The organism is Enterobacter sp. BNK-13 (assembly GCF_048685015.1).
Taxonomy (GTDB): domain Bacteria; phylum Pseudomonadota; class Gammaproteobacteria; order Enterobacterales; family Enterobacteriaceae; genus Enterobacter; species Enterobacter quasiroggenkampii.
Genome location: NZ_JBLQTP010000001.1, coordinates 42,298 through 56,196, shown reverse-complemented (window position 1 = coordinate 56,196; position 13,899 = coordinate 42,298). Strand labels below are relative to the sequence as shown.

The window sequence follows — 13,899 nt, the reverse complement described above, 5'->3', positions numbered from 1 at the left end:
CCGCTGATATCATTCGTGAAATAGCTCACAGAACATAAGAATAAACTATTTCATGCCTTCGCTTTTGTTGAATAATTTATTCTTACCCTTTTCAGTGAGGATCGTTATGCAACCGGATGCGCACAAGCGAGCATTAATTGCCGGCTCCATTGGTAACTTTATCGAGTGGTATGAGTTTGCGGTCTACGGTTTTCTGGCGACCGTCATTGCGAAGAACTTCTTCCAGCTTGAAGGGGAAGCGGGGCTTACCAGCCTGATCCTCACCTACGCCTCATTCGCCATCGCCTTCTTCTTCCGTCCGCTGGGTGCGGTGGTGTTTGGACGCATCGGCGACCGAATTGGCCGTAAGCCGACGCTCATTATTGTGCTGGTGCTCATGACGCTCGCTACCGCCGCCATCGGCATTGTGCCGGTCTATGCCAGCATCGGGATTGCCGCACCGCTGATCGTTACGCTGCTTCGCATCCTGCAGGGGCTGTTCGCGGGCGGCGAGTATGGCGGTGCGGTCTCGCTGATGACGGAGTTTGCTCCGCGCGGCAAGCGTGGGCTCTATGGTGCGTGGCAGTCCTTTACCGTGGCGCTGGGGCTGTTAGCGGGTGCAGGCATCGTGGCGCTGCTCTCTGCCCTCCTCACGCCTGAGGCCCTGCACGATTGGGGCTGGCGCATTCCTTTCTTCCTGGCGCTGCCCATGGGCGTTGTTGCGCTGTGGCTTCGTGTCAGTATGGAAGAGACACCCAGCTTTGTGCAGCAGCAGGATAAACCGGCTGTCGCTCAGGCGGATATTGCCGCCACGCTCCGGGCCATCGTGATGGGGATTGGCCGCGTGATGGTCTGGTCTGCGGCGGGATATACCTACCTGGTGATTATGCCGACCTATCTGCAGTCGGCGCTGCACACCGGGTTTAACCAGGCGCTGCTGATCGCGGTGATTTCGAACGTTGGGTTTGCGCTGACCATCATTCCGTCGGGGATCCTGAGCGATAGGATCGGGCGTCGCACGGTGATGATTATCGCCACCGCGCTGCTGCTGATCCTCGCCCTGCCGCTGCTGAAACTTCTGCAGGCGGAGTCCAGCACGCTGGCGGTGAAAGCGATAGTGGTATTGATTGCGGGCGGTCTGGTGGGCATGCTGGCAGGGCCGGGCCCGGCGATGCTCTCTGAGATGTTCCCGACGCGCGTACGCTATACCGGGCTGGGGCTGGCCTACTCGTTATCGAACGCGATTTTCTCGGGCTGTGCGGGGTTAATTATTACCGGGCTGATTAAGCAGACGGGTAACCTGGATATTCCGGCGTACTACGTGATGGCAACGGCGGTGGTGAGTATTTTCGCGCTGATGACGCTGAGGAAGGATGACCATCTGCGGTCGTTAGAGGAGTGAGGTTGTTTTGCCGGGTGGCGGCTTCGCCTTACCCGGCCTACAAAACCGTAGGCCCGGTAAGCGAAGCGCCACCGGGCGAAAATCAGCTGCGCTGACGCACCGCTTCAAACAGACAGATGCCCGTCGCAACAGACACGTTCAGGGAGGACACACTGCCCGCCATCGGGATGCTGATCAGCTCGTCGCAGTGCTCGCGGGTCAGACGACGCATGCCTTCACCTTCCGCCCCCATCACCAGCGCCAGACGGCCGGTCATTTTGCTCTGGTACAGAGTATGATCCGCTTCACCGGCAGTCCCGACGATCCAGATGTTCTCTTCCTGCAGCAGACGCATGGTGCGCGCCAGGTTGGTCACGCGGATCAGCGGAACGTTTTCCGCCGCGCCGCAGGCCACTTTCTTCGCCGTCGCGTTCAGCTGCGCGGAGCGATCTTTCGGCACGATCACCGCATGCACGCCCGCCGCATCCGCGCTGCGCAGACACGCGCCGAGGTTGTGCGGATCGGTAACGCCATCGAGGATCAGGAAGAATGGATTCTCCAGCTCAGCGATAAGATCCGGCAGATCGTTTTCCTGATACTGACGGCCCGGCTTCACGCGGGCAATAATGCCCTGGTGCACCGCCCCGTCACTTTTTTCATCCAGGAACTGGCGGTTCGCCAGCTGGATCACCACGCCCTGTGCTTCCAGAGCGTGGATCAGCGGCATCAGACGTTTGTCTTCACGCCCTTTCAGAATAAACACTTCCTGAAAACGCTCCGGTGCGCGCTCGAGAAGGGCCTGCACCGCGTGGATGCCGTAAATCATTTCACTCATTGATGGTTCTCGTAATAAGTATTTCCCCTCTCCCGGTTGGGGAGAGGGTCAGGGTGAGGGGAGAATTTACTCCGCCTGCTTTTTCTTAGCCGCGCGCTTCGCTTTGGTGGCGGCCGCTATTTTCTGTGTCTTCGCGGAAGGTTTCTTCGCTGAACGGGCTTCTTTCTTCGCCGCCTTCGGCTTCTGCTTCTTCTCGCCGCGGAACGCGCTGTCCGGCTCGAAGTTCACCTTCTTACCGGCCTGACGGCGCTTGCCGCTCGTTTTGCCATTTCCGCCTTTTTTCGCTCTTTCGCGCTCGGTTTTACCGACGTTACGCGGGGCGCGCTCGCTGGAGATCAGGCTGAAGTCGATTTTACGGTCGTCCATATTCACGGCCTCAACCTTCACTTCCACGCGGTCACCCAGACGATAGGTCTGGCCGCCAGATTCGCCGATCAGACGCTGGCCGACCTGGTCGAAGCGGTAGTAGTCGTTATCCAGGCTGGAGACGTGCACCAGACCGTCGATAAACAGCTCATCCAGACGAACGAAGAAGCCAAAGCCGGTCACGCTGGCAATCACGCCTTTGAAGACGTTGCCGACCTGGTCCAGCATAAAGTCACACTTCAGCCAGTCCGCCACGTCGCGGGTGGCTTCATCGGCACGGCGTTCGGTCATGGAGCAGTGCTGACCCAGCTGCAGCATCTCTTCCATCGAATAGTGGTAGCCACCGGTTTCGGTGGTGTTCCCTTTATGTCCCTGCTCCTGCGCCAGCAGATACTTGATCGCACGGTGCAGAGAGAGGTCAGGGTAACGACGGATCGGCGACGTAAAGTGGGCGTAAGACTGCAACGCCAGGCCGAAGTGACCGCGGTTTTCCGGATCGTAAATCGCCTGCTTCATTGAGCGCAGCAGCATCGTCTGCAGCATTTCTGCATCAGGACGATCGCTAATGGATTCCAGCAGCTCGGCGTAATCGCGCGGCTCTGGCTTGTTGCCGCCCGGCAGCTCCAGGCCCAGTTCGGCCAGCACGGAGCGGAACGCGGTGATGGCTTCCGTCGACGGTTTATCGTGAATACGGAACAGCGCCGGTTCTTTGGCTTTCTCAACGAAGCGTGCCGCCGAGATGTTCGCCAGAATCATACACTCTTCGATCAGCTTGTGCGCATCGTTACGCTGGGTCTGTTCGATACGCTCAATGCGGCGCTCGGCGTTGAAGATAAACTTCGCCTCTTCACTCTCAAAGGAGATCCCGCCGCGCTCTTCGCGCGCCTGATCCAGCGTTTTGTAGAGGTTATGCAGCTCTTCGATGTGTTTGACCAGCGGCGCGTACTGTTCGCGCAGATCCTGGTCGCCCTGCAGCATATGCCAGACCTTGGTATAGGTCAGACGCGCATGCGAGCTCATCACCGCTTCGTAGAACTTGTAGCCGGTTAATCGCCCTTTGTTGGAGATGGTCATCTCACACACCATACAGAGGCGGTCAACCTGCGGGTTCAGGGAGCACAGACCGTTAGAGAGCACTTCCGGCAGCATCGGTACAACCTGCGACGGGAAGTAGACCGAGGTACCGCGGCTGCGCGCTTCGTTATCCAGCGGGGTGTGCGGACGAACATAGTAGCTTACGTCTGCAATCGCTACCCACAGACGCCAGCCGCCGCCGCGTTTTTTCTCGCAGTAGACGGCGTCATCAAAGTCACGGGCGTCTTCACCGTCGATCGTGACCAGCGGCAGGGAGCGGAGATCCACGCGACCCACTTTGGACTCTTCCGGCACTTCTTCACGCAGGCTTTCGATCTGCTCTTCAACCACTTTCGGCCAGATGTACGGAATTTCGTGGGTGCGCAGCGCCATATCAACGGCCATGCCGGTGCCCATATTATCGCCCAGCACTTCGACGATTTTACCTACCGCTTTGGTGCGACGGGTTGGGCGCTGGGTGAGTTCCACCACCACCACAAAGCCCATGCGGGCGCCCATCACCTCTTCAGGTGGGATCAGGATGTCGAAGCTCAGACGGCTGTCGTCCGGCACCACGAACCCCACGCCCGCGTCGGTAAAGTAGCGGCCGACAATCTGGCTGGTTTTTGGCACCAGCACGCGCACGACGCGCGCTTCGCGGCGGCCTTTACGGTCGGCGCCCAGCGGCTGCGCCAGAATTTGGTCGCCGTGGATGCACATTTTCATCTGTTCAGATGAGAGATACAGATCGTCTTTACGGCCTTCTACGCGCAGGAAGCCGAAGCCATCGCGGTGACCAATGACGGTCCCTTTCAGCAGATCGAGGCGTTCTGGCAGCGCGTAGCACTGGCGGCGGGTAAAGACCAGTTGCCCGTCACGCTCCATCGCGCGCAGGCGGCGGCGAAGGGCTTCAATTTGCTCTTCACCTTCAATGTTTAATTCAACAGCAAGTTCTTCACGATTGGCGGGTTTTTCGCGTTTTGTTAAGTGTTCAATGATGAACTCGCGGCTGGGGATAGGATTCGCGTATTTTTCGGCTTCGCGTTCCTGGAAAGGATCGTGTGACATGTCGGTTCCTCCGTTGTCAGCTCCGGTGGAAATTTTCTTCATTCCACCAGCAATAATTTATAAAGCGGTTGATTCTCTTCAACCAAATCGGCCAGCGTGTAGTTATCCAGTTCCATGAGAAAACTTTGCACGGCCTTAGAAAGCGCCTGTTTCAGGCGGCAAGCGGGCGTGATGTGGCAGAACTCGCTGCTGCAGTTCACCAGAGAGAGCGGCTCCAGTTCACGTACCACATCGCCAACACGAATACTCTGTGCCGGTTTACCAAGACGGATCCCACCATTCTTCCCGCGGACGGCAGCAACGTATCCGGCACGACTAAGTTGATTGATTATTTTGACCATATGATTACGGGATACGCCGTAGACCTTTGTGACTTCAGAGATACTGGTCATTTTCCCATCGGGTAACGACGCCATGTAGATCAGCGCGCGTAAGCCGTAATCGGTGAAACTTGTTAACTGCACATCAACCTCAGGAAAAAGGGAAATCGCGGACAAACCGCAGAGATATTCATTAATGATGATAAACCAGCCAGATAGTTAGCGGCTAATTTATTTGACAGACGGGGCGAAAAAGCGGAGATCCAGGAGCGGTCGCCGGATGGCGCTACGCTTATCCGGCCTACGGGTCTCCCCGCAGGCCAGCAGTCACGAAGATTATGCGTCGAACGGGTCGCGCAGGATCATCGTTTCAGTACGATCCGGGCCGGTAGAAATAATATCGATCGGCACTTCGGTCAGTTCTTCAATACGCTTGATGTAATCCAGCGCCGCCTGCGGCAGGCCGCTACGCTCTTTCACACCGAAAGTGGTCTCAGACCAGCCCGGCATGGTTTCGTAGATTGGCTCAATGCCTTCCCAGTCGTCAGCAGCCAGCGGAGTGGTGGTCACTTCGCGGCCATCTGGCATACGGTAGCCTACGCAGATTTTCACTTCTTTCAGGCCGTCCAGTACGTCCAGCTTGGTCAGGCAGAAGCCAGACAGGGAGTTGATCTGCACTGCACGACGCACGGCAACCGCATCCAGCCAGCCGGTACGACGACGACGACCGGTGGTCGCGCCAAACTCGTTACCCTGCTTGCACAGGAACTCGCCGGTTTCATCAAACAGTTCGGTCGGGAATGGACCCGCACCCACGCGAGTGGAGTACGCTTTGATGATACCCAGAACGTAATCCACATAACGTGGACCCAGGCCAGAGCCGGTCGCCACGCCACCTGCGGTGGTGTTAGAGGAGGTGACGTACGGATAGGTACCGTGGTCGATGTCCAGCAGCGTACCCTGTGCACCTTCGAACATGACGAAATCGCCACGCTTGCGCGCCTGGTCCAGCAGATCGGACACATCAACAACCATACCGGTCAGAATGTCTGCAATCGCCATGACGTCATCCAGCACTTTCTGGTAGTCAACAGCGTCAGCTTTGTAGAAGTTCACCAGCTGGAAGTTGTGATATTCCATCACTTCTTTCAGCTTTTCAGCGAAGGTCGCTTTGTCGAAGAGATCGCCCACGCGCAGACCGCGACGTGCAACTTTATCTTCGTAAGCCGGGCCGATACCACGACCGGTGGTGCCGATCGCTTTCGCGCCACGCGCTTTTTCACGCGCAACGTCCAGCGCCACGTGATAATCCAGGATCAGCGGGCAGGCTTCGGAGAGCAGCAGACGCTCACGAACAGGGATACCACGGACTTCCAGTCCTTTCATCTCTTTCATCAGCGCCGCTGGAGACAGCACAACGCCGTTACCGATGATGCTGGTGACGTTTTCGCGAAGAATGCCTGATGGAATAAGATGGAGGACGGTTTTTTCACCGTTGATTACGAGAGTATGGCCTGCGTTGTGACCGCCCTGGTAGCGCACAACATATTTAGCCCGTTCAGTCAGAAGATCAACAATCTTCCCTTTACCTTCGTCACCCCATTGGGTGCCCAGTACGACGACGTTGTTACCCATTTTTTTCAAAATCACCGTTTGCTTAAAAATGGATTCTACCATCGCTTTTTCAGATATACAGCACTTTTTGACCTCAAAATACGCCGATTGCGCCTACTTTTTGATCAGCCAATCGTTTTCCTCAACATGTAGTAGATCACGATGCCCGCAACCACAAGACCGCCGCCAAAACGACGTAAAATATTATCCGGCAGTTGGCTCATGGTGGCGATCATTCGACGCCAGGCGCGTGGATAGAGCATCGGTCCCAGACCTTCCAGCACCAGGACCAGGGCCAGCGCGAGCCAGATCGTTGAATTCATTTTTGTTCCTTATAAAAGAAAACCACCGCTCCGTGGGGAGCGGTGGTTTGAATACTCAAACGAGCCTGAGTTTATCGCGTTGCGTTAGTCGGCGTCTTCATATAACGGAAGAAATCGCTGTCCGGGCTGAGCACCATCACATCCTGGTTGCTCTGGAAGCTATTCTCGTAAGCACGCAGGCTACGGATAAAGGCATAGAAGTCAGGATCCTGGCTGAAGGCATCAGCAAACAGTTTCGCGGCTTCCGCATCACCTTCACCGCGCAGGATACGGCCCTGGCGCTCAGATTCCGCCAGCGTCTTGGCCACTTCGTAGTCCGCAGCAGCACGCAGCTTCTCCGCCTCTTCCTGACCCTGTGAACGGTGACGACGGGCGACCGCTTCACGCTCGGCGCGCATACGGTTGTAAATCGCCTCGGACACTTCCACCGGCAGGTTGATCTGCTTGATACGCACGTCCACCACTTCGATACCCAGCGCAGCCATACTGTTCGGGTTGATCACCGGCACTTTACCGTTGGTTTCTGCCTGAACGCGTTCAGCCGCTTTGGCAATTGCATCGTCAGCTGCTGGCGTTGAAACTTCATCTTCAGTGCCCGCGGTGCCGGAGTTCAGCGCATCGCGAACTTCCAGGGTCAGACGCCCACGGGAATCGGTCACGATGTCTTTCACATCCAGACGACCAATCTCGGAACGCAGACGGTCAGAGAACTTACGTTTCAGCAGCACTTCCGCCTGGGAAACGTCACCGCCGCCCGTTGCCAGGAAGTAACGGCTGAAATCACTGATGCGCCATTTGATATAGGAATCAACGATCAGGTCTTTCTTCTCTTTGGTCACGAAACGGTCGGCCTGGTTGTCCATGGTCTGGATACGCGCATCCAGCGTTTTCACAGACTGAATGAACGGCACCTTGAAGTGCAGGCCCGGTTCGTAAATGACCGGACGTTTGTCGCCATCACGCACGACGCTGCTGAACTGGAACTTGATCCCACGCTCGCCCTCTTTCACCACAAAGATCGAGGTATAAAGCACGACCAGTACGATGACGATGATCGCAATAACTGACTTACGCATCCTTATTCCCCCTGACGCTGGTAGTCGTTACGCTGCGCGTTAGCACGGCGTTGGTCCATAATGTCACCATCGTTCGAAGAAGGCGTTGTGTTCGTGCTGGCGCTGCCCGTTGAGGATGGCGGCAGACGCAGCAGGTTGTTCGCACCGCTGTTATCTTTTGCAGCCGGAGCAGAACCGCCTTTCAGCATCTGATCCAGCGGCAACACCATCAGGTTTCCGCCTTTACTGTCGTTAACCAACACTTTGCGGGTGTGGCTCAGCACTTTTTCCATGGTCTCGATATAGAGACGCTCACGGGTAATTTCCGGCGCCGCTTTATATTCAGGCAGGATCTTCGCAAAGCGAGCCACTTCACCCTGTGCTTCCAGGATGGTCTGGGTCTTATACGCACGCGCTTCTTCCAGAATACGCTGCGCCTGACCGTTAGCACGCGGCTGAACTTCGTTGGTGTAAGCTTCTGCTTCACGGATGTACTGCTGTTCGTTTTCTCGTGCAGCAATCGCATCGTCAAAGGCCGCTTTTACCTCTTCCGGCGGACGGGCAGCCTGGAAGTTGACGTCCAGCAGGGTAATACCCATGTTGTACGGACGAATGGTCTCTTCCAGCTCACGCTGGGTATCGCTACGAATAACGGTACGACCTTCGGTCAGAATGCGGTCCATGGTGTATTTACCGATCACACCACGCAGGGCGCTGTCGGTCGCCTGACGCAGGCTGTCATCGGCGCTGGTCACGCTAAACAGATAACGCTCAGGATCGGTCACGCGGTACTGCACGTTCATCTCAACGCGCACGACGTTTTCGTCAGAGGTCAGCATCACGCCGGAGGCGGCCAGTTCACGGACGGATTCCACGTTGACCGCAGTCACGTCGTCAATGAAGGTCGGTTTCCAGTTCAGGCCCGGCTCAACCAGATGGCTGAACTTACCGAAGCGGGTCACCACACCGCGTTCCGCTTCTTTAATGGTGTAGAACCCGGTAGCAGCCCAGATGATTACCACTGCAGCGGCAACAATACCCACTACGCGGCCACCCATTTGCGGGCGCGGCCCCTGGGTGGAATTTCCACCTGAGCCAGAACCTTTACCTCCGCCAAGACCACCAAGCTTTTTGCTCAGCTTGCGGAAGATATCATCCAGATCCGGCGGCCCCTGCTCGCGACCACCTTTGTTGCCATTTCCCCCAGAGTTGCCGCCTTGATTATTGCTGCTTCCCCACGGGTCGCGGTCCTGTCCGTTATTACCGGGCTGATTCCACGCCATGTATATGCTCCATATTTGTTATGCAAGGGCGAATTATTCAGGCATCCCCTTTCTGATCAGACGATATAGTCGACCAGCGCAGGTTCTTGTTTACAGAGGCGACGCCAGTCAACGATCGGCATACGCACCTGCATCCCCACGCTGCCGTCATCCTCCATCCACTCTTTTTCTATCGCCTGAAGCTGATAAAACCGGCTGCGCAGCCTGCCTTCCTGTGGCGGCAGTCGCAGCGTGTGCTGAGCTACCTCACCGGAAAGACGTTCTGTCAAAGCCTGGAAAAGCAGTGGCACACCAATACCGGTCTGGGCAGAAAGCCAGACCCGAATCGGTTTGTTCTCTTCATCTCTGTCGATACGCGGTTCGAAATCGTCCAGCATATCGATCTTGTTCATGACCAACAGCGTGGGAATTTCGTGGGCGTCGATCTCTTCAAGCACCACGTTCACCGCGTCGATGTTCTCCTGCACGCGCACGTCTGCTGCATCAATCACGTGCAGCAGCAGCGTCGCCTGTCGCGTCTCCTGCAGGGTGGCCTTGAATGCCGCCACCAGGTCATGCGGCAGGTGACGGATAAACCCTACGGTATCCGCCAGCACCGTTTCACCGACGTCTGCGACGTCAATACGGCGCAGCGTAGGGTCCAGGGTCGCAAACAGCTGGTCTGCGGCATAAACCTGGGCCTCGGTTATCTGGTTAAACAGGGTGGATTTACCGGCGTTGGTATACCCCACCAGCGACACCGTCGGGATGTCGGCTTTGGTTCGTGCCCGACGCCCCTGCTCACGCTGTTTCTCAACCCTTTCCAGACGTGAGAGGATCTGGGTAATTCGGCCACGCAGCAAACGACGGTCGGTTTCGAGCTGGGTTTCACCCGGGCCGCGCAAACCAATCCCGCCTTTTTGTCTTTCAAGGTGGGTCCAGCCACGCACCAGACGCGTTGCCAGATGGCGCAGCTGCGCCAGCTCAACCTGCAGTTTCCCTTCGTGGGTACGTGCACGCTGAGCAAAAATGTCTAAAATCAATCCCGTGCGATCGATAACACGGCATTCGCAGAGAGCTTCCAGGTTGCGCTCCTGGGCTGGAGACAGCGCATGATCAAACAACACGACTGACGCGCCGGTTGCTTTTACGGCATCCGCAATTTCGACTGCTTTACCTTCACCAACAAAATACTTTGGGTGCGGCGCTTTACGGCTACCGGTAATCACCTGCATTGCTTCGACACCGGCGGAAGAGACCAGAGATTCAAACTCCTGGAGGTCTTCCATATCTTTGTCTTGCGAAAAATAGATGTGTACCAGCACCGCCTGCTCACCGGCATCATAACGGTCAAACAAGCGTAAACCTCTCTAAAAAGATCAGCGGGGAACGCAGGATCCCTGGCTCCCCGTGTGGATAACAGTGCGAAACCTTATTCGGTCTCGTCGCTGTCCTGCGCTGGCGTTGAAGAACCCTGCGCGTTGCTGCCATGATGGTAGTTACTACCTGTGCCGCCGCCAGCGTTATTGCTGTGATGAGATACCGGACGGGACGGAACAACAGTAGAAATAGCGTGCTTGTAGACCATCTGACTGACCGTGTTTTTCAACAGAATCACGAACTGATCGAAAGACTCAATCTGACCTTGCAGCTTAATACCATTCACCAAATAAATAGAAACTGGAACACGTTCCCGACGCAATGCGTTCAGGAACGGATCTTGTAAAGATTGCCCCTTAGCCATTCTATCTTTTCCTTATATGCTTGTTTTGTACTTAGAACCTTGCGATTCTGAAAAATTGCGCACGATACGTCTCAATTGTACACATTCAGTGAGCGATATCACCAACAACCTCAATCACGTCGTTTAACGCCTGTTGTGGTTTTTCACTGTCTAACCAGTGAACCCCTTCCCAACCGCGCAACCAGGTGATCTGGCGCTTCGCTAACTGTCTCGTGGCGCAAACACCTCGATAAACCATTTCATCGTATGAAATCTCACCTTCAAGATACGACCACATCTGGCGGTATCCCACACAACGAATGGAAGGCATGTCCGTATGCAAATCTCCACGGGCAAATAACGCCCGCACTTCTGCTTCAAAATCTGAAGCTAACATCTGATGAAAACGCTGCTCAATTCGCTGATGGAGCAGTTCACGGCTCGCCGGGGCGATGGCGAACTGATGCACCTGATACGGCAGAGCGTCTCCTGACGTTTGCGTCAGTTCCGTTAAAGTTTTACCCGAAATGAAAAAAACTTCCAGTGCCCGGGAAAGCCTTTGCGGATCATTTGGATGGATCCGTGCTGCGGCAACCGGATCAATCTCCGCCAGTTGCTGATGCAAAACGTCCCAACCCTGCTCTGCCGCCTGCTGCTCAATTTTCGCTCTTACTTCAGGGTCCGCGGATGGCAGAGGTGATAACCCCTCCAGCAGCGCCTTGAAGTAGAGCATGGTTCCGCCAACCAACAGCGGTATACGCCCCGCCGCCGTTATCTCGGCCATCTCGGCTAAGGCATCCCGGCGAAAATCCGCTGCGGAGTAAGCCTGAGCCGGGTCGAGTATATCCAGCAAACGGTGCGGTGCCGCACGCAGCTCTTCTGCGTCAGGCTTCGCCGTGCCGATGTCCATCCCCCGATAAATGAGGGCGGAGTCGACGCTAATCAACTCTACAGGCAAAACTTTACGCAACTCAATGGCGAGCGCCGTTTTGCCGGAGGCCGTTGGGCCCATTAAAAAAATTGCCTTAGGCAGGCTCGCCTTACTTACATCAATCATGTTTCAGGGCGTTCATCGCCGTTTGTAAATCAACAGGTTGTAATAATCCACCCGGCGGCGTTTTCACCAGATGCGGACAGAGGCGTTCCACCTCCGCCAGCACGCTAATGGCTTGTGCCATGCTCCACGGCGTGTGTTCGCTTGCCAGATGACGGGCGATCCACTGCGCGGTGTTAGCGGCATCAAACGCTGTTTGCTGCGCCAGGTAGCCTATCAGTTCAGGAATCAAGTTTTGTAAATTTTGTTGGCGTAAGGGTAAAGGCACTGCACGAATTGTCACATGTTGCGGTTCGAGCACAGTTTCAATCCCCATCTGCGCCAGCTGCGCCTCGGCGCGCTGCAATACCCTTGTTTCATCAGGGGATATTTTCAGGCGAACCGGAATTAACAGCGGCTGCGCACAGGCGGCATTTTCGCCCGGCGTGAGCTGCACCTGTTTGAGCCAGCGTTCGGCCACCGGCAGTGCCAGAAGCATCAATTTACCGTCACGCTCCAGCAGCGCCATATCCGGCGCGATGATCGTCAGCACACGACCAAAACTCTGGCTGTGGCCGTCCAGAGAAGGCTGAGGCGCCGGAATAGATGTTTTACGCTCCACGGCCGGCGTTTCCAGCAGTTTGCGGTACAACGCGCCCTGCTGCTTTTGATAGCCAGGCTGGGCATTCGGGTAGTTAGCTCCCGTTGGACGCGGTGCCCCCCCGGCGGAGGAAAAGCGCGGCGCTTCCGGTTCACGCGCGACGGCGGGCTCCGCAAAATGGTTGCGGCCCGCCGCGACGCGGTTTTCCGGGATTGGGCGTGGCGCCGGTTCTGCGTGTTCCAGCGGCAACGACGTTTCAACCTGCTGCTGCAGCACGCTCAGCACGCCCTGATAGATAAAATCATGCACCAGTCGCGACTGGTGGAACCGCACTTCGTGCTTGGCTGGATGAACGTTCACATCCACCTGATGCGGGTCGATGTCCAGATAAAGCACGAAAGCAGGCTGCTGATCGGCCCCGAGCTTGTCTTCGCAGGCCTGGCGAATGGCGTGATTGATGAGACGGTCGCGCATCATGCGGCCGTTGACGTAGCAATACTGGATCTCCGCAAACGCAGCGCTGCTCGCGTTCGGATCGGCTACCCAGCCGCGCAGCGCCAGATCGCCGTGCTGCCACTCAATGGCCAGCGCCTGTTCCAGAAACGGGGTCCCGCAAATGGCGCCCAGGCGACGCTCTTTCTGTCCACCTTCCGCCACCGCGCGATACTGACGCATCACCTTGCCGTTGTGGCTGAGGTTGATGGTGACATCGAAACGCGCCAGCGCGATACGGCGGATGATCTCGTCGATATGTCCGAATTCGGTCTTCTCGGTACGCATGAACTTGCGTCGGGCGGGGGTGTTGTAGAAGAGATCTAATACTTCAAGCGTCGTGCCGACAGGGTGCGCCGCGGGTTTGACCGTCACATCCATATCGCGCCCTTCCGCGTAAGCCTGCCAGGCTTCCTGCTGTTCGGCGGTACGGGAGGTCAGCGTTAAGCGCGAAACCGAGCTGATACTGGCCAGCGCTTCACCGCGAAAGCCGAGGCTAATAATCGCTTCCAGGTCATCCAGAGAAGCAATTTTACTGGTGGCGTGACGGGCCAGCGCCAGCGCCAGCTCCTCTTTTTTATGCCACAGCCGTTATCACGAATGCGGATGAGCTTTGCGCCACCGCGCTCGATATCAATATCAATACGGGTCGCGCCTGCATCAAGGCTGTTTTCCACCAGCTCCTTCACGACCGACGCAGGGCGTTCCACCACCTCACCGGCGGCGATTTGGTTCGCAAGCTGCGGCGGCAGAACCTGAATCGGCATGAATTC

At 56.5% G+C, this 13,899-nt stretch carries 11 protein-coding genes and 1 pseudogene; 1 reads left to right on the top strand and 11 read right to left on the bottom strand.

Annotated elements, in window-relative coordinates; translation table 11 throughout:
• Window positions 1–106: 106 nt before the first annotated feature.
• Window positions 107–1,381: an MFS transporter gene (locus ACMGGQ_RS00280; RefSeq protein WP_069720062.1), complete on the top strand. Its 1,275-nt coding sequence runs from the start codon at window positions 107–109 to the stop codon at window positions 1,379–1,381.
• An 82-nt stretch (window positions 1,382–1,463) separates the two neighbouring features.
• Here the strand turns inward: ACMGGQ_RS00280 and rlmB are convergent, their stop codons facing one another.
• The 11 genes and pseudogenes from rlmB to mutL all read right to left on the bottom strand — a co-directional run bounded on the left by rlmB (window position 1,464) and on the right by mutL (window position 13,893).
• Window positions 1,464–2,195 (bottom strand): 23S rRNA (guanosine(2251)-2'-O)-methyltransferase RlmB, encoded by a 732-nt coding sequence (rlmB, locus tag ACMGGQ_RS00275; RefSeq protein ID WP_111967108.1) that lies wholly within the window; start codon window positions 2,193–2,195, stop codon window positions 1,464–1,466.
• A gap of 66 nt (window positions 2,196–2,261) precedes the next feature.
• Complete coding sequence (gene rnr, locus ACMGGQ_RS00270; protein ID WP_420289440.1) at window positions 2,262–4,703, bottom strand: ribonuclease R; 2,442 nt, start codon at window positions 4,701–4,703, stop codon at window positions 2,262–2,264.
• A gap of 38 nt (window positions 4,704–4,741) precedes the next feature.
• Complete coding sequence (nsrR, locus tag ACMGGQ_RS00265; protein WP_420289439.1) at window positions 4,742–5,167, bottom strand: nitric oxide-sensing transcriptional repressor NsrR; 426 nt, start codon at window positions 5,165–5,167, stop codon at window positions 4,742–4,744.
• A 192-nt stretch (window positions 5,168–5,359) separates the two neighbouring features.
• Window positions 5,360–6,658 carry an adenylosuccinate synthase gene (locus tag ACMGGQ_RS00260; RefSeq protein ID WP_420290549.1) on the bottom strand — a complete coding sequence of 433 codons (1,299 nt, stop codon included), beginning with the start codon at window positions 6,656–6,658 and terminating at the stop codon, window positions 5,360–5,362.
• Window positions 6,659–6,762: 104 nt separating this feature from the next.
• Complete coding sequence (locus ACMGGQ_RS00255; protein ID WP_003855996.1) at window positions 6,763–6,960, bottom strand: DUF2065 domain-containing protein; 198 nt, start codon at window positions 6,958–6,960, stop codon at window positions 6,763–6,765.
• Window positions 6,961–7,031: 71 nt separating this feature from the next.
• Window positions 7,032–8,036, bottom strand: coding sequence for a protease modulator HflC (hflC, locus tag ACMGGQ_RS00250; protein ID WP_008502916.1), 1,005 nt, complete (start codon window positions 8,034–8,036; stop codon window positions 7,032–7,034).
• A 2-nt stretch (window positions 8,037–8,038) separates the two neighbouring features.
• Complete coding sequence (gene hflK / locus ACMGGQ_RS00245) at window positions 8,039–9,298, bottom strand: FtsH protease activity modulator HflK (RefSeq protein ID WP_045907965.1); 1,260 nt, start codon at window positions 9,296–9,298, stop codon at window positions 8,039–8,041.
• A gap of 56 nt (window positions 9,299–9,354) precedes the next feature.
• On the bottom strand, window positions 9,355–10,635 hold the full coding sequence (gene hflX / locus ACMGGQ_RS00240; protein ID WP_023310136.1) for a ribosome rescue GTPase HflX: 1,281 nt from the start codon (window positions 10,633–10,635) through the stop codon (window positions 9,355–9,357).
• A gap of 74 nt (window positions 10,636–10,709) precedes the next feature.
• Window positions 10,710–11,021 (bottom strand): RNA chaperone Hfq, encoded by a 312-nt coding sequence (gene hfq, locus ACMGGQ_RS00235; protein ID WP_008502919.1) that lies wholly within the window; start codon window positions 11,019–11,021, stop codon window positions 10,710–10,712.
• 85 nt (window positions 11,022–11,106) lie between these two features.
• Entirely contained in the window at window positions 11,107–12,057 is a 951-nt protein-coding gene (gene miaA, locus ACMGGQ_RS00230; RefSeq protein ID WP_047073328.1) for a tRNA (adenosine(37)-N6)-dimethylallyltransferase MiaA, read from the bottom strand.
• Window positions 12,050–13,893, bottom strand: a pseudogene (gene mutL, locus ACMGGQ_RS00225) (DNA mismatch repair endonuclease MutL). Before mutL ends, miaA begins: the two are co-directional and overlap by 8 nt.
• Between the last annotated feature and the right edge of the window lie 6 nt (window positions 13,894–13,899).